This is a genomic window from Lysinibacillus sp. TE18511 (assembly GCF_054062295.1).
Window position 1 is genome coordinate 70,931 of the sequence record NZ_JBSSFD010000003.1, and the last position, 21,849, is coordinate 92,779.

Annotated in this window: 23 protein-coding genes and 1 pseudogene; 11 read left to right on the top strand and 13 right to left on the bottom strand. The window is 33.1% G+C overall.

Features of this window, described 5'->3' with window-relative positions; translation table 11 throughout:
* Positions 1-847: 847 nt before the first annotated feature.
* Together ACVWXS_RS03130 and ACVWXS_RS03135 are read right to left on the bottom strand one after the other, a co-directional pair.
* Complete coding sequence (locus ACVWXS_RS03130) at positions 848-1,201, bottom strand: helix-turn-helix domain-containing protein (protein WP_456955971.1); 354 nt, start codon at positions 1,199-1,201, stop codon at positions 848-850.
* Positions 1,202-1,264: 63 nt separating this feature from the next.
* A complete protein-coding gene (locus ACVWXS_RS03135) occupies positions 1,265-1,474 on the bottom strand; it encodes a recombinase family protein (protein WP_456955973.1) in 210 nt (69 codons plus the stop codon).
* A gap of 322 nt (positions 1,475-1,796) precedes the next feature.
* On the opposite strand from ACVWXS_RS03135, the gene ACVWXS_RS03140 reads away from it, so the two are divergent.
* The 6 genes from ACVWXS_RS03140 to ACVWXS_RS03165 all read left to right on the top strand — a co-directional run bounded on the left by ACVWXS_RS03140 (position 1,797) and on the right by ACVWXS_RS03165 (position 7,813).
* Entirely contained in the window at positions 1,797-2,354 is a 558-nt protein-coding gene (locus ACVWXS_RS03140) for a putative glycolipid-binding domain-containing protein (RefSeq protein WP_456955975.1), read from the top strand.
* Between the two features lie 236 nt (positions 2,355-2,590).
* Positions 2,591-2,965 (top strand): STAS/SEC14 domain-containing protein, encoded by a 375-nt coding sequence (locus tag ACVWXS_RS03145; protein WP_456955977.1) that lies wholly within the window; start codon positions 2,591-2,593, stop codon positions 2,963-2,965.
* Between the two features lie 218 nt (positions 2,966-3,183).
* Entirely contained in the window at positions 3,184-3,711 is a 528-nt protein-coding gene (locus ACVWXS_RS03150) for a GrpB family protein (RefSeq protein ID WP_354470969.1), read from the top strand.
* Between the two features lie 633 nt (positions 3,712-4,344).
* Positions 4,345-5,445 (top strand): PepSY-associated TM helix domain-containing protein, encoded by a 1,101-nt coding sequence (locus ACVWXS_RS03155; protein ID WP_456956154.1) that lies wholly within the window; start codon positions 4,345-4,347, stop codon positions 5,443-5,445.
* A gap of 324 nt (positions 5,446-5,769) precedes the next feature.
* Positions 5,770-6,597: a MerR family transcriptional regulator gene (locus ACVWXS_RS03160; RefSeq protein ID WP_456955979.1), complete on the top strand. Its 828-nt coding sequence runs from the start codon at positions 5,770-5,772 to the stop codon at positions 6,595-6,597.
* Positions 6,598-6,673: 76 nt separating this feature from the next.
* Entirely contained in the window at positions 6,674-7,813 is a 1,140-nt protein-coding gene (locus tag ACVWXS_RS03165; RefSeq protein ID WP_456955981.1) for an agmatine deiminase family protein, read from the top strand.
* 58 nt (positions 7,814-7,871) lie between these two features.
* On the opposite strand, the gene ACVWXS_RS03170 is transcribed toward ACVWXS_RS03165, so the two are convergent.
* From ACVWXS_RS03170 to ACVWXS_RS03190, 5 genes are all read right to left on the bottom strand, one after another.
* Positions 7,872-8,618, bottom strand: coding sequence for an ABC transporter permease (locus ACVWXS_RS03170; protein ID WP_456955983.1), 747 nt, complete (start codon positions 8,616-8,618; stop codon positions 7,872-7,874).
* Positions 8,619-8,630: 12 nt separating this feature from the next.
* Positions 8,631-9,371, bottom strand: coding sequence for an ABC transporter permease (locus tag ACVWXS_RS03175; protein ID WP_456955986.1), 741 nt, complete (start codon positions 9,369-9,371; stop codon positions 8,631-8,633).
* Positions 9,372-10,286 carry an ABC transporter ATP-binding protein gene (locus tag ACVWXS_RS03180; protein WP_456955988.1) on the bottom strand — a complete coding sequence of 305 codons (915 nt, stop codon included), beginning with the start codon at positions 10,284-10,286 and terminating at the stop codon, positions 9,372-9,374.
* Between the two features lie 84 nt (positions 10,287-10,370).
* Entirely contained in the window at positions 10,371-11,768 is a 1,398-nt protein-coding gene (locus ACVWXS_RS03185; RefSeq protein WP_456955990.1) for a sensor histidine kinase, read from the bottom strand.
* Positions 11,765-12,487 carry a response regulator transcription factor gene (locus ACVWXS_RS03190; RefSeq protein ID WP_456955992.1) on the bottom strand — a complete coding sequence of 241 codons (723 nt, stop codon included), beginning with the start codon at positions 12,485-12,487 and terminating at the stop codon, positions 11,765-11,767. The genes ACVWXS_RS03185 and ACVWXS_RS03190 overlap by 4 nt, the downstream gene beginning before the upstream one ends.
* A gap of 216 nt (positions 12,488-12,703) precedes the next feature.
* Between ACVWXS_RS03190 and ACVWXS_RS03195 the strand changes: the two genes are divergently transcribed.
* The 3 genes from ACVWXS_RS03195 to ACVWXS_RS03205 are packed head-to-tail and all read left to right on the top strand — an operon-like array spanning position 12,704 to position 14,421.
* A complete protein-coding gene (locus ACVWXS_RS03195; protein WP_456955994.1) occupies positions 12,704-13,027 on the top strand; it encodes a hypothetical protein in 324 nt (107 codons plus the stop codon).
* A gap of 15 nt (positions 13,028-13,042) precedes the next feature.
* Positions 13,043-13,669, top strand: coding sequence for a TetR/AcrR family transcriptional regulator (locus ACVWXS_RS03200; protein ID WP_456956156.1), 627 nt, complete (start codon positions 13,043-13,045; stop codon positions 13,667-13,669).
* The gene (locus tag ACVWXS_RS03205; protein WP_456955996.1) at positions 13,642-14,421 is read left to right on the top strand and encodes a nucleotidyltransferase domain-containing protein; all 780 of its coding nucleotides are present in this window, start codon (positions 13,642-13,644) and stop codon (positions 14,419-14,421) included. The genes ACVWXS_RS03200 and ACVWXS_RS03205 overlap by 28 nt, the downstream gene beginning before the upstream one ends.
* A gap of 194 nt (positions 14,422-14,615) precedes the next feature.
* Here the strand turns inward: ACVWXS_RS03205 and ACVWXS_RS03210 are convergent, their stop codons facing one another.
* The 5 genes from ACVWXS_RS03210 to ACVWXS_RS03230 all read right to left on the bottom strand — a co-directional run bounded on the left by ACVWXS_RS03210 (position 14,616) and on the right by ACVWXS_RS03230 (position 18,872).
* The gene (locus ACVWXS_RS03210) at positions 14,616-15,341 is read right to left on the bottom strand and encodes an ABC transporter permease (RefSeq protein ID WP_456955998.1); all 726 of its coding nucleotides are present in this window, start codon (positions 15,339-15,341) and stop codon (positions 14,616-14,618) included.
* 18 nt (positions 15,342-15,359) lie between these two features.
* Positions 15,360-16,076 (bottom strand): ABC transporter permease, encoded by a 717-nt coding sequence (locus ACVWXS_RS03215; RefSeq protein WP_456956000.1) that lies wholly within the window; start codon positions 16,074-16,076, stop codon positions 15,360-15,362.
* Positions 16,073-16,987 carry an ABC transporter ATP-binding protein gene (locus tag ACVWXS_RS03220; RefSeq protein WP_456956002.1) on the bottom strand — a complete coding sequence of 305 codons (915 nt, stop codon included), beginning with the start codon at positions 16,985-16,987 and terminating at the stop codon, positions 16,073-16,075. The genes ACVWXS_RS03215 and ACVWXS_RS03220 overlap by 4 nt, the downstream gene beginning before the upstream one ends.
* Before the next feature lie 68 nt (positions 16,988-17,055).
* The gene (locus tag ACVWXS_RS03225) at positions 17,056-18,150 is read right to left on the bottom strand and encodes an ATP-binding protein (RefSeq protein WP_456956004.1); all 1,095 of its coding nucleotides are present in this window, start codon (positions 18,148-18,150) and stop codon (positions 17,056-17,058) included.
* Positions 18,147-18,872: a response regulator transcription factor gene (locus ACVWXS_RS03230; protein ID WP_456956158.1), complete on the bottom strand. Its 726-nt coding sequence runs from the start codon at positions 18,870-18,872 to the stop codon at positions 18,147-18,149. Before ACVWXS_RS03230 ends, ACVWXS_RS03225 begins: the two co-directional genes overlap by 4 nt.
* 772 nt (positions 18,873-19,644) lie before the next feature.
* On the opposite strand from ACVWXS_RS03230, the gene ACVWXS_RS03235 reads away from it, so the two are divergent.
* Positions 19,645-20,511 (top strand): CPBP family intramembrane glutamic endopeptidase, encoded by an 867-nt coding sequence (locus ACVWXS_RS03235; protein WP_456956006.1) that lies wholly within the window; start codon positions 19,645-19,647, stop codon positions 20,509-20,511.
* Positions 20,512-20,667: 156 nt separating this feature from the next.
* Here the strand turns inward: ACVWXS_RS03235 and ACVWXS_RS03240 are convergent.
* A pseudogene (locus ACVWXS_RS03240) lies at positions 20,668-21,096 on the bottom strand (glycine betaine ABC transporter substrate-binding protein); the annotation flags it as partial.
* A gap of 350 nt (positions 21,097-21,446) precedes the next feature.
* Here ACVWXS_RS03240 and ACVWXS_RS03245 point away from each other — a divergent pair.
* Complete coding sequence (locus tag ACVWXS_RS03245) at positions 21,447-21,533, top strand: hypothetical protein (protein ID WP_456956160.1); 87 nt, start codon at positions 21,447-21,449, stop codon at positions 21,531-21,533.
* Positions 21,534-21,849 lie beyond the last annotated feature (316 nt).

The window sequence follows — 21,849 nt, forward strand, 5'->3', positions numbered from 1 at the left end:
ACGAAAGCCTACCCGATGGGGTGGTGTAAATCATAATGCTTGGGTTGAATAGATATGGTGAGAATGTATGAAAGACACATAAGATTAGTGTACTACTGGCGAACTTCCGAATGTACGGGTCTAGACGCACATAATATAGAAATGTATTAACTACTATATGTAGGGTTAGCTGTGGATGAGTAAGAATCAACTATATGAAAGTCCATCTTATGTTACAGGCATATGCAACGCTAACAGGTCCATAGGAAGCACCTAAGTTTATTCGATAATAGATAATATTCAACGTGGTAAGCTGATAACGTGGAGAGCTTACTCTTGATGAAGCGTTGAGAAGGAAAAAAAAAAAATCGTGAAATTAGCGAGTGTACAACTTCTCTTTATATCAGTGAAAGTGGTGGTATAGTACCGTTGAAGCGTGTAATGAACGTGGAGGGATAGCCACTAGACTAATGAAGAATCACTTAATCATGCATGCCAAATCTTTATCGGTTAATAAGGTTCTCGTGAGACTAAAAGAGGTTCACCTCCCAAGGGAGGCACCGACTTATTGAAACGGAAGAATTGAGACATAGAAGGTATTCTGATATCAGCAGTGTTGATGATTAATTGAATGGGATTAGTTGGAACGCCGTATGCGGTGAAAGTCGCACGTACGGTGTGAACAGGGGGAAAAGCTGGCGATAACTTCAAAGGCTTACCTATCTGTATAATAAGGGCCTAAAGAAAGCTATCACTTTGATCAATCTATATTCAAAATGATAGCTTTTTATATGTAATGAAATTAAGCTTAAATCGTGGTTTTTAATCAAACTTTATTATAAAGCTACAATTGGCCAAAATTCCTGAATCATTTTAAATCCGAACATTCATCTTTCATTATTTCTCTTTTTATAGCATAAATTGTGTTTCTAGCAAGACCTGTTTCACGGTGAATATTCATGACTGACACATTCTGTTTTAAAAGGCGCACAACTTCCTTGTAAACAAGCCGATCTTTAGCTTTGGCTTCAGCATGATATTTTCTAGGCTTCCCTTTGAAAGCTCCACGCTCTTTTGCAATAGCAACACCTTCTCGCTGTGCCGTTTTAATTCGATTACGTTCTTCCTCAACCATCCATGAAAGAAGTGTCAAAACTAAATCGGACACCAACTGTCCGACTCCTTCTAATTCTTTATATTTCCGTGTATCAAGGATTGGCATATTTAAAACAACAATGTCTATTTCATCTTCGATTATTTGTTTCCACTCATTAAGGATTTCTTGTTAATTACGGCCAAAACGGCTTAAATCATGGACTACTAACACATCACCGAACCGCATTTTGGATCGCATTTCACGATAAACTGAACGAGAAAAATCCTTTCCTGACTTTTTTTCTGTGTATATTTTCTCACATCCAAAAGCTTCAAGCTCCTTCAGCTGACGATCTAAATTTTGATCAAAAGAACTAACCCTTGCATAACCAAAAATCATTATGTATCGACTCCTTTAATTAAACAACTTATAACGAACAACTTGATACATTGATATTACTATATTCTATTTTGTTCAGCTAGAGTTAAAGTTTGATAAAAAGTAGGCGATATTTAAAACAAAGTCGCAAATTTTTTTCCTTTTGGATTTTTGTCTAAGGGGATATTTCGTTGTAAAAGGACTTACTTTATTAAATGTTACAGTGTAAACTGAATTTTTAAAAAATAAGCGATGAAGTTTGTGATTCTTTTCACTTAAACTAACGGAGCAGAATGGTAAAATAAGGTGATGATATAATATAAACAATTATCGGAGGGATTTTGTGCAAGTTTATATATGGGAAAATATCGAGAATAAGGGGTTTGAATATCTGAAGGTTAAGACATATTCTAATAAAATAATTGTAACAAGTACAATTATTGATACTTTGGAAACTAATAAGATTGAATACGAAGTTACTTTAACAAATACTTGGAGTTTTCTTCAGCTAAAGCTAAAAAATGATAAATTAGAAAATGAACTCGTATTAAGTAGAGATAGTAATAACAAATGGATTGATGGCAAGTCTAGAGTGTTAGATCACTTGACTGGTGCAATTGATATTGATTTAACCTGTACACCTTTTACAAATACTCTTCCTATTAATAGGTGTAATTGGACAAAAGACGAACCTAAAAACTTTGAGATGGCCTATATAGATGCAAACAATTTAAGTGTAAAGAAATCTAAACAAACTTATACATTAATCAATGATGATTTAACCAAAAATGTATTCAAATACAGTAGCGGTTCTTTTGAATCAGATATATTAGTGAAAGACGATGGTTTTGTTTTAGAATACCCAATGTACTTTAAGCTTTTATCAAATATTAGTAGATAGTGATATTCAACTCCCATGAAAGAACTTAATCATCTTTCATTTTCTGTGATGAAGTGCTGTTTATTGCGCCTTCATGAATGGCTAACGGGGTGCGATTGTTCAATAGAGCAATCGCTTCTTGTGCTAACGCTGCAGGTTAATTTAACAAGCGTAATGTCTTCGAACTATGCAATATTAAAATACATACCAAACTTACATTATTTGGTTTATAATGACGGAAAGGGGTTGTTTTTTTATTGAATGTTAAAAATGTAAGTACATCCATTTCTGAAGATATTATTATTACTAATTTGACAGGTTACATAACTCTTGCTGATGTAAACACATGGTTTAATTCATTTGAAAAAACGTGCTATTCATTTATTAAACAAGACAAAAAGTTTAAGTTGTTAGTTAATCGTAAAGGTTATACTCCAGAGCATTATTCTGTACAAAAATTGTGGAAAGATAAATTATTCTCTAATAATATATTAGAGAACTCTATTGCAGTCGCTTTTTTATTAGAAGAAGGGGATATTCTAATTCATCTTGAAAAGTCTAATACTAAAGGCAACGTAATGTTCTCAAGTAACTTTGAACAATTAATTGACTGGCTTACTAATTATAAATAATGGATTTCTAACCCTGTTTTTCTGATAAATAACTTTTCGATTCACGGTTTGTGTCAGCTCAACAATATGTTATAAAACTCCCATGAAAGAACTTAATCATCTTTCATTTTCTGTGGTGAAGTGCTGATTTTTACATTTCATGGATGGCTAACGACGCAGTTTAGTGAAAGAAGGAATCACCAAAATAAAATCAAATTTTAAGTTAATGAGGGCTGCCGATGAGAAAAACTGAAATACTTCCTTGGACAGAGGATTGGGTAAAACAATTTTATAAAGAAGAAATTATACTTAAAGATACTTTTAAAGATGAATTGCTTGGAATTCATCATATAGGGAGTACATCTATACCGACCATTGGTTTTGCTAAACCGATTGTAGACATCTTGGTTATTGTAAATGATATTGAGAAAGTTGATTTATACAACGAAAAAATGGCTTCAATAGGGTATGACCCTAGAGGTGAAAATGGCATATCAGGTAGAAGGTATTTTCCAAAGGGTAAGGAAAGAAGAACCCACCACGTACATGTCTATCAAGAGGGAAATGAAAATATTAGGATACATTTATATTTCAAGGAATACTTAATTAATAACCCAGAGGACGCAAGAAGTTACGGGAATTTAAAAATAAAATTAGCTAAACAGTTTCCAAATGATATTCATAAGTATCAAGAAGGTAAAGAATTTTTTGTTAACGAATTAGTTAAAAAAGCTATAAACTGGAGTTTAAAAGGAACTTCTTGTTGAACTAACGGAGGCTTTAGTGCAACAAGGATTTCAAAAATAATCAAATTTTTTTATAAAGAAGTTAATTGCCACATTAAACTTAAGCCAAGAAAAAGGCATAACATTAAAGCCTTTCTTTGGCATGCTTGCTATAAGATATACCTAGTGTTAATCCACTCGCTACATAACCTTCTCTCGCATTCCTCACTATATCCTCACACATTTCTAACAGTAGCTATTGACATGAAAATCCTTCATAAGCATTTGACCTTTACTTAATCGATTAGATAGATATGGCTAATCAAAATTGGAAAGGTCAGTGTCACATTTATAACCACTTAACAAAAGATCAAACTCCCTCAATCTATATAAACTATAACTTGAAGAAAAAGAAATGTACTTAGAAAACGATTTCCATGACTAAGCATATCCAACCTTATGAAACGGTAAATAAAACTATTTTACTGATTCGTCAATTGTTTATTTAGGTATTTATAATTATTAAATGTAAATGACGATAAATATATTAACATAATTTTAGTATTTTTATATTGACAATGATAATCATTCTCTTTATAGTAAACTACGTTATAATTTCATATTATTTTTGGAAAGAAGGCAATTTTTATTAAAACACGTAGAATCATCTCAAAAATTCATTTATGGCTTAGTATGCTAGCGGGAATTTTTATAGTACTGATTGGCTTAACAGGAAGTTTGCTAGTCTTTGAACCTGAACTAAACAACTTGCTACATCCTAATTTGTATAAAGTAACAGAGGGAGAAAAAGTTACATACCAGCAAGCCTTGGAAGTTGTATCAGAAGCATATCCAAATGGTCAAATTGACCGTGTATACACGCCAAGTGAACCTAAAGCTAGAGGAGTTTACCTATTCCGTCTTAAAGAAGGCGAAGAACAAAAAAAGATATTCGTCGATCCAGGAACAGGAAATATAAATGGAACATTAGGGGATCAAGCATTATTTAGTCTAATAGCGGAGTTTCACGAAAAGCTGCTATTAAAAGATTTCAATGGTGAGCAAATCATCGGTATGATTGGATTTATTTTCTTCTTCATTACGTTATCAGGATTATATTTATGGTGGCCGGGGATAAAAAAATTGGCACGTGGGTTTACTTTAAGACGAAATGCCAACCCTTTTATACGACAATATGATTTACATAAAGTCATTGGTGGAGTTTCCATTCCGTTTTTATTGGTTGTTTCGTTAACAGGAGCACTTTTTGTATATGATGAAGTGATTTTTGGTTGGTTTGGTGCAAAAGCAAAGGTGATGCCTCCAGAAGAGCAGCTTATCTCAACAGCCCTTCCTAGTGGTAAGCTTCCACTTGATAAATTGATAAGTATGGCTGAAAAAGAAGTACCTCAGGGAACAGTTATGCAAATTCGAATGCCCGGAGAGGCGGAAAAAGGAACTCCCGAAGGCGCAGTAGAATTTCGTCTCAGCGATTCATTCGATCCAGGGAATGGAAATGTAAAAGTATGGTTAGATAAGTATAGCGGAAAAGTAGTGGGCAAGCTAGATCCACATGTTGATAGTGGACTTGTGTATCAAACATGGCACTTTCCATTACATACAGGTAGTTTTGGTGGTTTATTTACTAAAATTTTGTATGCAATCGGTGGTCTTACGCCATCTATATTGATGTTCACAGGTGTCTATATGTGGTGGTATAAGAAAAAGAATAAGAATATACGGAAACAGAAAATCGACTCGAAAGCCGTAGTATAAACACACGGCGATGAGAAATCTCTTAACTTGGAGAGTTTCGAAGATGTTGCTTATTCAATAAACATTGATAGTTGATACGTTTGTAAACAGGAAAAAGCCCTTAATGAATAAAGGGCTTTTTCCTATTTTATGTAGCTTTGAAGAAAGTTCCGATGATAAATATTGCAATCCTATTGAAGTAATGGGGAACACTAATCCAAGAAGGATTCGAACTACCTGAAGCATACATTGCTTTTTGCGAGAGGGTATCGCTATCATAAGTTTCAAAAAGATCTACTACCGATTTTGCCTAAAGAATATCATCACAATAAGTGAGGGAGACATATGTACACGATCAGCAGATTTTCACAGCTTTGCAAAATGAGTACTCGCATGTTACGACACTATGACAAGGAAGAACTTTTGAAACCAGTACATGTAGATACGACAAACGGGTACAGATATTATGAAAAGAGCCAATTAGAAACGGCATTACTAATCAACAAACTGAAAGAATATAGATTTTCCCTTCCTGAAATTAGAACAATTCTTCAGTCGTCAGACAGCGCATTGTTTAGCAAAATGATATACGCGAAAATAAATGAAATATCAAACGAGATGAGTCGATATAGACAGATCATTGAAGAAATGCAAGAACTGATTGAAAAAGAAGTAGATTTAATACAAGCAGAAAGAAGATCTTATGATATATGGCTTGGAATGCGAAATGAGATCAGTGTCGTAAGTCAAAGATTACAGATTAATATTGATGACATGGACAGGTACATTGATACCTTTTACGATAAGTCGAAAGAAAATAATATTCAGTTACTTAGTGTTCCATCTGCCATTTTTTTTGATGAAGAGTTTATCCCTGATCATTGCGATATTGAAATAATGATTCCGATTATTCATAGGAATGATGAAAAAATATCGAAGGAATGGCAAATAAAAAAACTCCCACAAAAGATGGTTGCTACTACCTTGCATATCGGAAGTTATGACTATATCGGATACGCACATATGGCCCTTGAAGAGTGGACAGAAAACAACGGCTACTGCTTGGATGGCCCGCCTTATGAAACCTACTTGAAGGGTTCAGAATGTGACTGTCATGTAGAGGAGTATGTGACGCAAATTAGTTTTCCTATCATCAAAAAAGCAACGCAATAATTGCTTGACTTTGACACTATGTCAAAGCTTATTCTACTCCAAGAGAAAGCTATCACAATAAAAGGAGATCTTGGATATGAAAAAGATCATTGTACTTTGCACAGGCGCTGTATTAACGGCTGGAATCATTATGGGGGGATGTAACCCAAGTGAAGTTGAAGGGAGTCAATTGGAAAAACAATATGTAGGTAAATACACGATGCCTGATGAAAGTAGCAAACATGAAGGTACGTGGTTGCAATGGCCCCATAGCTTTACATATGGTAAAGACTATGAAGAAAAGGTTGAACCAATTTGGATCGAGATGACAGCTGCCCTTAGCGAAGGAGAAAATGTTCATATTATCGCATATGACGAATATGAAAAGAACTATATTTATGATCTTCTGTATGCTGAGGGCATAAATATGGACAAAATTGATTTTTATATTGTTCCTACTGACGATGTATGGGCAAGAGATACTGCACCAATTTTTGTATACGATAAAAATAACAATATGAAACTCATGGACTGGGGATTTAATGGATGGGGGAAGAAAACGCCATACAAAAAAGATGCATTAATACCAAGTGTTCTTAGTAAGCAGTTAGGTATGGAGAGAATTAATTTAAATAGTGTAGTACTTGAAGGTGGAGCATTTGAACTAGATGGTAATGGCACTTTTTTATCGACACATAGTGCTGTTACCAATAAAAATCGAAACCCTCATTTATCAAAATCAGAAATTGAGGAGTATATAGAAGAAAATCTCGGTGCTACTAACTTTATTTGGTTAGATGGAGTGCCGAATCTAGATATAACCGATTTTCATATTGATGGCTTTGCAAAATTTTATGATAAGTCTACAATCATTACTTTGAGACAAGATGATTTAGAAGAATGGGGTGTCTCCAATAAGGATATTCAAACATTAATGAATGCAAAGAATGCCTTCAACGAACCTTATCAGTATGTGTATTTACCAATCAGTAAAAATAATGTAATTTTAGATAACGGAAAGAATTTGGAATACAAAGGTTCATATGTGAATTTTTATATTGGGAATACAGTTGTATTAGTTCCGAATTATAATGATCCTAATGATAAAATAGCGAACGATATCATCCAAAAACTATACCCTGATCGTAAGGTAATAGGTATTGATGTAAGGGAGCTTTATAAAGATGGTGGTATGATTCATTGTGTGACACAACAACAACCAGTCGATTTAAAGTGATAGCGTTAGCGACGATAAAAAGAGCCAAATTCGGCTCTTTTTATTCATGTCCTCATATTTAAATAATATCCTTTATGGTAAATCTTCGAACGCCAACAAAAGTAAAGATCATAACAAATAAGAAACTTAACAAATAAAATCCACTGAACTGAAGGAAAGTTTGCAAGCCTTCTAAATGAATTGGATCCATTGCAAATCCTGGTTGCGCGAATGGCCATATATACGGAATATTTAAGTAATGAAATATCATTCCGATACACGTAAAACCAAAACTCATTCCAACTGGAACAGCAAAACTTTTTATTGAAGACGAAAGAGATAATTGTAGAGCAGCAATTGAAAATGTACCAATCCATCCATTAAAGGACCAATTTAATAATGAAAACCAAGGGATAGGACTTGTAATACCTAGTAGCGTACCAATTACGATATAAGCAAATAAAAAAAATATTTGAGTCAAGAAAGTTAACAAAAAGATGACTAATAACTTTGCAAGGTAGACGTTTCGAAATGGAACGGGTAAAGAAATAATTTTTTTCCAATTCCCTTCACTATGTTCAAAGCGGCATACAAATGCGCAATAAATGCTTACGATGACAGGAAATAAAAATAATCCATAGATTAAACCAACTTGTGTCCAAGCTTGCTCCCACTCATTTGTTGAGCTGTCCATTAAGACATCATAGTTTACTCGAAAGTTTATGAGTCCAAGCGTAATACAAAAAAGCGGAAGGAGTGTCATTACAATCCATATTTTAGAACGTTTTAATTTTAATAGTTCACATCGAAATGAGTTTAATAACATATTTGCATCCTCCTAATGAATATCTTTGTGTGAAAAATGAACAGTGCTAAGAATGATAAGTAATAAACTAACTCCTAAACTTAACGAAAGACTCATCATGACTTCTTGGTTTGGGAAAAATACTATTTTTCCATTGGAAAACGCCCAAGAGATAGGATTTGTCATTGAGGAATAAGTCCAAATTATCCATGCTTTCCAAGGAAACATCTGCCCGAAATATCCGAGAAATGAGCCTATTACGCCTGCTGTTAAAGCAAATACTTGATTTTTCACGATCAAAGATATCCAGAGTTGCAAAATAACCATAGGAATACATCCTATAATGGTAAAAAGACCGTATTTCAGCAATAAAATTACTGGGACTCCACTTTCAAAATTAAAGATTTTTCCTATTACTATAAGTGCAGAAATAGAAATTACACCTGCATAGATAAGAAAAACGATACTAAAAATAATTTTAGACATATATACTTGCTGTCTTGATGTGGGAATTGCACACAATAGCTTCCATGTATTCCCTTTGTTTTCAAAATCAATTATTCGGGAAGTAATGATTGCAATCATTATAGGTAAAAATAAAGCATTTATCATACTTACTCTTGAAAGAAGCGATTCCCAATTTAGAAATTCCTTTTTTTCTTGTGACACAATGGCAAATAACCAAAGTAATGCCAAAGACTGTATTAAAAATACTACTAAAAGTAATTTCTTCCTTTTATATTTCATTAATTCACTTTTTAAGGTAGCGATCATTTATAGAACACCACCTTTTTCCGTTAAATTTAGAAATATTTCTTCCAACGTATGTTTTTCTTCTTCAATCCGATACACTGATAAATTTTGCTGGACTAATAAATGATTTATGTGGGAAATAAAGTGATCTTCTTGTTGATGCGTAATAAGATAATCACCATCTATTCTAAGATGAATTTGATGCTGTTCTAAAAGCTGATGTGCTCTTACTACGTCATTTACACGTATCTTCATTAATGCCTGACTTTTTTGACGTAATACTTCAATTTTATCTTGAAAAATAAGCTGGCCACTGTTAATAATACCCACTTGTGTTGCAATTTGATCCATCTCATTTAACAAGTGACTAGAAATAATAATGCTCATACCATATTGCTTTGGTAGTTGTTTAATGAGTTCACGAATTTCTTGAATTCCGGCAGGATCTAATCCGTTTGTGGGCTCATCTAAAATTAATAGTTTGGGATTACCGAGTAATGCCATTGCTATGCCGAGGCGCTGCTTCATGCCAAGTGAGTATTGTTTGACTAGTTTATCTTTTTGTTTTTCTAATCGGACGATACGCAATACCTCGTCAATATTCTTTTTCGGTACTTGTAACATTTGCCGAATTACTTCTAGGTTTTCATAACCTGTTAAGTGCCCATAATAAGATGGTGATTCAACAAGAGAACCAACATCTCTTAAAATATCTAATCGATTTGTTTTCAAATCTTTATTGAATATTTTAATATTACCGGTAGTCGGCTTTATTAATCCTAGTAACATTCTAATTGTCGTCGTTTTTCCAGCTCCATTTGGTCCTAGAAATCCATAAATTTCACCTTCACGGACGCTCATATGTAGCTGACTCACACTATTTCCAGCTCCATATGACTTTGTCAGATTTTCTGTTTCAACAATATAAGTTCCCATTATCGGCACCTCTTTTTTGATTAAGCTATCAATTATTATGAAAGCTCTTGCTTAATCCTCAATTGAGATGACCTTAAGTTTCGCTTAATTTTCTTCTAATGGAAGCTGAAATGTAATTTTAGTACCGTCTCCTTTGCTGCTTTCAACTACAATTTCTCCACCGTGAGCTACAATGATTTCCTTGACAATCGCCATGCCTAAACCTGAACTATTTTTGGGATCAGTATTTGTACCACGGTAATATCGATCAAAAATATGTAGTAAATCTTTCTTATTTATGCCGTCACCATTGTCTATAATTGTAACAACAGCGTGTGTGGGTGTTTGTTTAATATAAACTTGTACGTATGTGTCTATATCAGTATGAATGAGCGCATTATTTATTAAATTTACTAGCACGCGTTGAATTAAACCCGGATCTGCTATTATAAGTAGTTGTTCCTGAGAACATTCAAACTCTATCAATCGATCCTTATAATTAGGCATATTCATAAATTCAATAATCGATTCTCGAGTAAGATCTATAATATCTACTGTAGTTTTTTTAATAGGCAACAACGCATTTTTCAATTGATAGGTTAGTTTTAAATCATTAACTAGTTTTTCAATATAAACTGTTTTATTTTGAATTACTTCTGCATATTTGTACATTTCTTGTGCAGTTATTTTATAATCTTGATTCGCTATAACTTCACTATATCCTTTAATAGAAGAAAGTGGTGTCTTTAAATCATGAGAGATGTTGACAATCCACTCTTCTCGCATCGTATCTAGCTTTTTTCTTTGAAAATTAATATCCTCTAATTGATGTGATAACTGATTCAAATTTGCGTAAACATCTGCATAAATACCTCTTTTTTTGGATACTTGTTTATATTGACCTTGTTTTAGTCTGTTAATATGTTCAATTATCGTAACAACAGGATTTGACATATACCTTGCTACTATGTAAGCAAATAATAAAATACAAAGGATTGTTACTCCTATTAACATTAAAATTCCATATGGATATAAACTAGTAAAATTATTAAAGTTAAAATAGACAGATTTTCGCAATGCTTGTTTTGACGGAAAAGCGATAATATAACTTTCAGCTTGTGTACTATTATCTAACTTAGCCACAAACGTTGTATAATCCCCAACGGCGTATTTATAGCGTAAAATCAGCTCACTAGGGGAATAGTGGGTAGGTGTATTTTCTGGTTTATACATTTGAAATACTTCATCGCTATTATGATTTAATACTTGCAACCATGCGCCGTGCTCTTGTAAAAACTTTTTACCTTTATTCGTTATCGAAACACTTTTATCTTCTACGATAATTTCTTTTTGAAAAGCTACTACTAAGCCTTCAGGATCGTCCATTCCTTCTTGGTTATAAGAAAATACTAAATAACTAAAAGCAAAAAATAGAGCGATTAGGATAAACATAGTTAATCCAATTAATGATGCGATATAGAGACCTGTAACCTTCCACTTCATCTAAATTCACCTTTTGTATGAAGTTTATATCCTAGTCCCCTTACTGTTACAAGATAAAGTGGTTTGGAAGGATTATCTTCAATTTTTTCTCTTAAATGCCTCATATGCACCATCAGAATATTATCATTGCCTAAGTATGATTCCCCCCAGATAGCTTCGTATAATCGGGCTTTACTGAAAATTTGATTTGGATTCTTTACTAAAAATAGTAAGATGTTAAATTCTTTTGCTGTTAAAGTTAGTAATGTATCCCCCTTCAACACTGTCCCTTGTGCTTCATCAATCGTAACGTCTCCAAACTGATATATAGACTGAACCTTTTCTTGATATTGATTACGTCTAAAAAACGCTTTCATCTTATATGCTACTTCTTTTGGACTAAAAGGTTTTGTAATATAATCATCGCCACCTATACTTAATCCAAGTATTTTATCTAAATCTTCATTTTTCGCCGATAAGAAAAATATTGGAACGAATGTAAACTGTCGAATTTGCTGACAAACAGTAAATCCATCTATATCTGGAAGCATAATATCTAATAAAATAAGATCTGGCTGTATTTGCCTACACATCCGTACGCCATCTTCTCCTGTTGTATACGTATAAATATGTTGAAATCCCTCTTTCTTTAAAACATCCTCCAGCAAATTCAAAATTTCTTCTTCATCATCTACTATAAGAATTTTCTTTGTATGAAGATCCGGTATATTATGTATCATTTATTGCACCTCAATATCTTTCTAGTATTACTTTTAATAATTAATGTACCATTTTCATTCCACAGTAGAATAGTAATTTTAGGTTTTTCTTACCAATCGTGGGGGAGAATTATTATTTTCCGATATACCTAAATGATCTATTACTTTACAAAGGGAAGTGTCCAGCTATTAATATTAGAGATTAGACATAGTATAAAAATACACTAAGATGAATGGATGGATTCAAATGATTTAATTATTGCAGACAATAAATCTGTGTGTTTAAAGGTATTTACTTCCAAGTTCAATCCATTTAAAATAAATAAACGTTTATTTATTTATTTTCATTCAGCAAATGTTTTTGTAGCGAAAGCAAAGCGTCAGCTACAGAAGACTCCTACCTCTGGAGGCGGTGAGATGGAAGCGGATGTGGTTTCTTTTCAGTGGGTGTCCAAACGCCTACTGAAGATAAAGCCCCGGCTGATGTCACGGATTTTGAAAGGAATGAATTGTGCGTGCACAATTCAAAATCCGGACGCAATTACGCCAAGGCGAAATTGATAGTGAGGGATAATGATGGCAAGAACAGTCAACAATCAACAGAGACTAGAAAAACGAAATGCCATATTAAAAGAAGCAAAAAGGCAATTTCCAAGAGAGGGTTTTTCTAAGACTACTCTTTCTAGTATAGGGAAGGCAATCGGTATTAATCCTGCTACAATTTTACTTTATTTTCCTAGCAAAGAGGATTTGTTTGAGAATACCGTCAAAGAAGCATTTCAAGAAACTAGAGAAGGACAACTTTATTTACCAGATAGCTTAAAACAATCAGAGCAATTAGAGCTGATGGTGAGGCATCACGTGAGGCAGTATCGTGAAGATCCAACAAACCTACGAATTTTACAATACCTGTTTTCCAAAGCTGGGAGATTTCCAGAGCTAGAGCAAGAAGCCGTTTCCATCACATATGAGTTTGTGGAGAGAATGACTGGATTGTTGATGGAGCGCTCTAATTTAAATGAAACCGAACAAGAACTTCGCGATAAAACGTGGGCTTATTTATCTTTCTTAAGTGGATTTACAATGATTATGCTTGAACCTGAAAAATATCCATTATGGGAAGGAATCGTAAAGCAAGGAGTTAAGTACTCGAAACATAAAGGGGTTAAAGAAGCATGGTCAATAATGAAGTCAAGAAAGTAATGATGCTCTATAGTAGCAGCTTGAATGAAATGTTTCCCAATCAAGTTCTTGGTGTCTATTTATATGGCTCATCTGTTTTAGATGCCTTTCATCCCGAGAGCAGTGATATTGATTTTGTGACAGTTTTTAGTCGAGAATTGACGGGCGAAGAGTTAAAAAAACTATCGTACCTTCATAAGAATGTTAGAGCTAGAAATCCGTTAGTCAAAAAATTTGAATGTGAGTACTTATCCTTGAATGAGCAAAACCAATTGGAGTTAGATAAATCTTTCCCTTTTTTTGAGGGGACAAAGTATAGGAGGGAAAGAAGGCTTATGAAAGTTGCGGTTTATCAGCTCGTTCACGATTCATATGTTGTTTACGGCCCTAACTTTTCTACATACTACTCAAGAATAGATTGGCAGGATATTATGCAGGAGATGGAGTACAATCTTAACCATTATATAGCGAACAAAGCTTCCCGAAGTTATTTGTTTTTATTCGATTCTTGGATTGAGTTCATTGTCTTAACCTTATGTCGAGTGTATTATACATTGAAAACAGGAAAGATTACGTCAAAGGAACTGGCTTGTGAAGAAGTAATCAAGGACTTCGATTTAACCTATTCTGACATTCTTCAAGTGGAACTTAGAATTAGAGGGAGAGACCAAGCCAAGTCCAATTATAAAAATCGATGGGAACGAAAAAATGCAACGATCCATTTTATAAACTCTTTGAGAGCGTATTGTAATCAGGCTTTTTTATCTAGATAATGTTTCATTAGATTAATTCTTCAAAAGGAGAATTCGAAAAATATTAAGTTCGAAGATACAAAATAAAAACATCTTTCACTGCACATATTATATGAATAATAGGTATTTCAAATAATTACGTTCATTCTTAAAATACCTATTATTTAATGTAAAAAGTTTTCTATAACATTTGTTTGTACTCCTTTAATCGATCATTACCATTCCCTTTTCCGAAAAGAAATTGAGCCACTTAATATATATACAGTTGAAGTTATAGCAACAATTGTATAAAGGCTTGATAAGTTGACTCTAGGAGAAAATTGCGTGCCTTGTGGCATCATTGTGTAAAAAGGTATTGTAGAAGGAAACCAGCTACCTAAATTAGAGTGCATTCCTGTTAATAATAAATTTGGAATTATTAGACCTAGTACAATTACCAAGGATGCACCAAAGTTTTTAATATATATAGAAATCCACGATTGTAATGCTAACAAGGGGATAATAGCTATAATACCTCCAACTAAACTTTTAAAAATAGAAAATAAAGGTAACGTTCCTTCTACTCCTAAAATTTGGCCAACTAGGAAATAACATAGAAAGAAGAACAATTGAGTAATGATTAAAAATAAAAAGACCCATATCATTTTTGATAAATAAATATAATGTTTAGGTATAGATCCTGTTAGAATGTTTTTCCAATTACTATTGTTATGTTCATAACGATACAACAATGTCGTGAATAAACCAGCTAATAAAGGAAAGAAAAACATTGAGTGAAAATTAGCTGCATAAGTATAGAAATTATTCCAATTTAATGCGAAGTCTTGACCTACGGCAATAAAAGACAAGAAGCTATTTATTAATGTTTCACAAATGATTAATAGAAAGAAAAAATACCATTGAATTTTTATTTTTTCTGAATTAAGGCTGCGTATAAACATTTATTTACTCCCTTTTTCTTAATGAGTTTCTTGTTTAGAAAACTTTACTGCTCCTAAAATAAAAATTAATAATCCTACTAATAATCCTTTCCAAACCCAATCTATAGAATTTGGTAATAATGGAGTGGATAAAGGAGGATATGACCAAGGTAAAAAATTAATCATAATTGAAGAAGAACGTGCTAAAAATAAACTTGAAACTGCACCAATGATCCCGATTAAAATTGGTACGGCTTGATTTTTAATACTTAGTGACAACCATAATTGAATAGCAATAGTAGGTAGAGAAGCTAAAAATGAAAAAGCGATTTGTTTCAAGAGTAAAGTCCAAATTATTTGATCGAAGCCTACAAAGGTTGACCAGATAACAATAGAACCCACTACTATTAAGAGGCTTGTAATCACTAATAATGAAATTACTAAAATGACTTTACTAAAAAATAGTTGGATTTTAGATATTGGAAGTGAGAAAATCTTTTTCCAATTATTAGAATCATGTTCATTTCCTGCAATAATTGATGATAAAAGAGTGGCTATAACCATTAGAGTAAAATGGAGGAATAAGTTTAAAATGGCGATTATAAAAATGCCTTTTGATTCGCTTACTTTATCGCTCCAAAAATACGATTGAACAGATATTACAACACATAAGCCTATAATTCCTATTAATATAGTTCCTAATACAGGTATCTTCTTTAGTTTTTGCCAATCTGCTAATAAAAGGCGAAGTATCATAAACTTTGCCCCTTTTTAGTTAAATTTAGAAAGATATCTTCTAATGAACTTTTGTGTTCATTAACTTTATAAATGAGATTCTTCTCCATTACTAAAGATTCAACAATTTTAGCGATATCTTCACGACAAATGGAATTTACTAACAGACCATTAGAGTTATGATCTACTTCCCACCCTTGATTTCTTAATTGTGAATAAGCCGATTCAGAGTTACCGACTTCAAGATAAAGTTGAGATTTATTTTTATTTTGTAAAACATCTAATTTATCCTGAAAGACTAATTTCCCTTCATTTATAATTCCAACATGTGTAGCCATGGCATCAATTTCACTTAATAAATGACTAGAAACCATCACGGTAATACCAAACTGCTTAGGCATTTCAATAATTAATTCTCTTATTTCCTGAATTCCTGAAGGATCTAGACCATTAGTTGGTTCATCTAATATTAGTAATTTTGGTTCACCAATTAATGCAGAGGCAATACCTAATCGCTGTTTCATACCTAGAGAGTAATGTTTGACAGGTTTATGTGCTTCCTTTGTTAAGCGCACTAATCTCAGCACTTCATCAATTCTGCTTTTTTTTATGTCCAACATAGTAGCTATTACTTCTAGGTTTTTGTATCCACTTAAGTGTCCATAGTATGAAGGAGATTCAACTAGAGATCCAACTTTAGATAAAATAGAAGATCTATTCTTTAATAAATCCCTATTAAAAATCTCTATATTGCCTTTAGAAGGTTTAATTAAACCCAATAGCATTTTAATGGTGGTTGTTTTACCTGCTCCATTAGGTCCTAGAAATCCGTATATACTTCTTTCAGGTACCTCTAAGTTCAAGCTGTTAACTGAATTTACTTTTCCATGCTTTTTTGTTAAGTTGCTTGTTTTAATAATATATTCATCCATATCTTTCACCTCGCGTATATACTACTAAACGTAAGTAAACAGGAGGTAAACACAAAATAAATAGGATACTAATAATTATTAGTATCCTGCAAATTAATTTTGATTGATGTTCCTTCGTTGATTTTACTGATAACACTAATTTTACCTCCATTAGAAACTATGAAGGATTGAGCGATACTCATGCCTAAACCACTGCTATGGGAACGATTGTATGTAGAATTTCTATAATACTTTTCAAATAAATGTTCTAAAGTATCTTCATCCATACCGATTCCATTATCTTTTATATATATATTCATGTCCTCATTGTAAGAAATACTAATTGATATATCTGTACCTGGGGGATTATGAACTATTGCATTTAATATCAGGTTAGATAATGCTCTATTCATCAGTTTTTTATCTATCTTCATATGTAAGGAAAAAATGTTCGTTTCAAAGCTTAGATTATAACCATCTGCAAAGGGGCTGTTGGCCATATCAATTACAATATTTTCAACAAAATCTATGATATTAACATCCTTTAATGAAACTAATAAATCCCCATTCTCAGATTGAAATAAAAGATTCATATCCTCAATAAGTGATTCTATATTGAGAGATTTTTCATAAATAATTTTTAAAGAATTGGACTTTTCTTCCTCTGACCATTTGTAATCAGATGATAATAATAAACTAGAATAAGCTTTAAGATAAGAAAGGGGGGTTTTTAAATCATGAGATACACCGGATAACCATTCTCTTTTAGATTGATCTAATTGCTTTTGCAACCTTTTGTTCTGCTCTAAAGTATAGGTTAGTTGTTCCATATGATCTTCCAACTCTTCAAAGTATTGAGTTGACTTCCTCAGCCATTTGGGTATGACTTTTTTTAAGGAAGGCAAATAAGTTTTTTTGTACGGTTTTTCTAACTTTCCTTGAGATAGATGTTTAATCCAAGAAATTAAATAAATCATAGGTTGAATTACATACCAACTATACAAACCTGCAAAAATGACGAATGAAATACCAAATATTATAGCAGCGTAAATATGGAAATAATGTGGTGATATCATAAAGTTAGTTATTAGTTGCGCTAATAAAATATAGATAAAAAGCATAAAGAATGCTAATAAACTAATGACACTTATGAAGTGAAAAATAAAACGCAAAAATATTTTCAATCTTTTTGCTCCTTGTCTTTTAAAATTAACTTATAGCCTAATCCCCGCACATTTACTATGGTAGAGGGCTTTCTAGGATCTGCTTCAATCTTTTTTCTCAATCTAGAAATATGAATGGCCACTGTCTTCTCGTCACCAAGGTAAAAATCTCCCCAAACTTTTTGATATAATTGCCGAACGCTAAAAATACGATTAGGATGCTTACATAAAAAAATTAGGAGCTCAAATTCTTTAGCAGGACATTCAATAAGGTTTTCATCAACATAAATTTCACCAGATTCTTCTAATACTTGAACGTTATTGTTTAGGTGAAATCTTTTTTCTTCAAACTTGTTTGGTTCATTAGCTATGAATTCTTGCCTTCTTAAGTTTGCTTTTACACGTGCAATGACCTCTAAAGAATTGAAAGGTTTTGTTATGTAATCATCGCCTCCAATAGTTAACCCCAAAATTTTATCCATGTCAGTTCCTTTAGCAGTTAGAAATATAATAGGCGTATTTATTTGTGTCCTCATTTGCCTACATACTTCTAAACCGTCTATATCGGGTAGCATAATGTCTAAAATAATAAGATCGAAAGATTGCTTTTTAATTTTATTTAGAGCTTCTATTCCAGTTGTAGCTGTATGTATATTTTGAAACCCATCTTTTCTTAGTGCTAACTCTAGTACATCTAATAAGCCTCTTTCATCATCTACTAATAATAAGGAATAATTCATAATGCCCCTTCTTTCCTAAAATAATAATATTTTCTACTGATATTATATCGAACATACAAAAAAAGCACGTATTTTTCAATAAATGGGAATGGAAATGTAATATTAAATACAAAGAAAGTATTGTAGGGAAAGGAAGTACGAACATTAATAATGGATTCATTTGTGGTTGAATTTAGAGAAATTCAGCAAGATGGGAAAAACAAAAGTACATAATTGGTCAGATAAAATCACTTCAAAATCGCTTCCGAAAAGAGGATTTCCATCTGGAAGTCTTAAAATAACATGAAAAGATCCACTTACTCATTACTCAGTGAATGGATTTTTTTCGTGTGCGCCCAGCGTGGACGTAATCTATAGAGGGCAAGTCCCGAACCACTAAGACAAAAGTAATGGCAGCCAAGTGCAAGGGTGTCCGCGGTGACCTAAATCTGAAGGAAGCAGGTGGCAAATTTCAATTTCGATAATAGTTGAGCTTGCAAATTTTACGCTCCTTGTATATATTGTATATAAAGTGTATATACAATATTGGATGTGGAGGTGTTTACATACAAATTATTGTTTCAATAGCTTAAAAGAGCCAATTTTAACTCAAGTTAGAAAGCTACTCTTAATAGGTGAATTACAAGAAGGTCAGTTGCTTCCTTCTATTCGCTAACTCATAAAAGAGTATCACTTTCTTTAGCGAGATATCGTTCGTAAAACAGTACGATGACGTCAAAAGTTTAAAGACACACTTAAAGATTCAATTAAAAAGTTTATGGGAGGAAATGAATATATGAAATGGATAAGTCTTATGCTCGCTGGATGGTCAACATTAGTCGCCAGTTTGTTCCTAGCTTCTCTTTCCGGTGAAGTTTCTGCACAGTTGTTCGACTCATCAAGATATTCTCAATATTTTATTCAGGGTCTTGTGATGAGCGGGCTAGTTGTTCCTATTATTTTGTACTTATATAAGCATGTCTATCAGATGACAGGAGTTAAACCTAAGGTGCCGGTGTATTCTTGGAAAAGGCTAAATCACTTTATTACCGGGGTTCTCTTGGCAACTGCACTGGCTTCATTGGGATTCATTATAGCCAGTCTTCAAGGGTGGATAGTCATTGAAGACTGGCAAACCCCTGATCAGTGGTTTGGTGCGCTACTAATCAATATTTTATTTGCTATTTTTTATGAAGCTTTGCCAGAGGAATTTGGATTGCGAGGTATGTTATATGATGCATTACGCCATAGATTCTCAGCTTGGTTATCGGTATTATTTCAAACCTTACTATTTGTATCTGTCACTGTTGCAGTTGCCTTTATTCAAGCGCTTGTTGGCCTTACTCCCGGAGTATCTATAAATATCTTTTATATCATGTTAATTCTATGTTTTGGAATATGTTTGCAGTTACTCCGTCTATGGACCGGTAGTCTTTGGACAACAATAGGTTTTCACCTTGCATATTTAGAAATCATGAGGTTTGTCGTCTCGCCAAATCAATATGGAGTACCGCCAATCATAATCTACCATGAATCAGTACCTGGACTTGGTGTCTTAATCTCTATCGGTATGATGATTATTGGGGGCATCATTGTATCACTCGTTATACTAGGTGCGAAGCGTCTTAAACAGAACCAACAATTGGATGCGATGGAGGCATAAAAAAATTTTAAAAGTCGATTCCTTATTGTACTCGGAATCGACTTTTTAGATTAAATCTGCTTAATGTATGTTTTTGACGTTTTGTTTATCTTCTAGTATCCAATTTATAGCTATACTTGCTTGTAAAGTAACTTTGTATTATTTTACATCCTTTGTCTACTCTGAAACTTTATCATCAATTTCTTTAATCCATTTTTTAGCTGCTTCTTTAGGATTAGTGCCTTCCATAATATCAAACATCACACTTCCTATATCTCCTGCAGTCCAGTGAAAGTTATCGAGAACACAATATGCTTCTGGATTATCTTCTTTCAATCCTTTACGTGCAAATGTGCCAATATATTCTTCAGCTCCATATATACCTTTAGGATCGTCTAAATATTTTAAATCAAAAGCATTGAATTTCCAGTGAGGAGACCAACCTGTAACAATGATTTCTTCTTTTTTGGCAATCGCTTGACTAAGTGCTGCTGTCATTGCGCCTGCAGAAGAGGTAGGTACATTCCAGCCTTTGAGGTTACTATATTCCTTATAAGCATTTTCGGTTGTTGCCGTCATATTTGCTCCTGGTTCAATGCCAGTTAATAACATTAAATCACTTCATTGTAAGAGCCAGTATATCCTTAACCTAGGACGAACCGTCTTTAATTATAAAATGATTATCAATATTTGCTCGAAAACTAACAAACATTGATTTTATAAAATTCGTAGATAATGCTATAGTTGTACATCGATTCTACGGTAGTACATAAAGCTTTTGTGAAAGCCCCTACAAATCCAGAAAAGGAAGACTACACAATCGTGGCTGATATAAAAATAATGACTTCACAAAAGTATGGGATTTTGCGAAATGTGAAGTGACAGAATACATAACATTGTATGCCCAATGGAAGAAGGAGAGTAATGGCTGTAACTTTACTTTCAAAGATATTGAAATGAACGGGGCAAAAGATACGATTGAGGAAATTGCTCATAGATGTATTGTTAAAGGCTATCCTGACGGTACTTTCCGATGCAAATGATACGATTGAACGTCAGCTCGTGGTAATTATTATGATTGATCGTGCATAACAACTAACACCAATGCGACAAGTTGCATCAATTTCGGATGTCCTGGAAAGTCATCCCTACTAGAAAAAATCACACGACTAATTGATAGAGATGTATCGTAATTTGATATATCTCTTTTTCAAATGAGGATGAAAAAAATGGTCAATCAACACACCGATATTATTGATAATAAATTACATAGGAAAAATGATTTGTCTGGAAATAGAAAAAGTATTATCGTTTTAAAAATGTCCGAGAAAAAGTTGTTTTGAAAGGATATTAGGATTA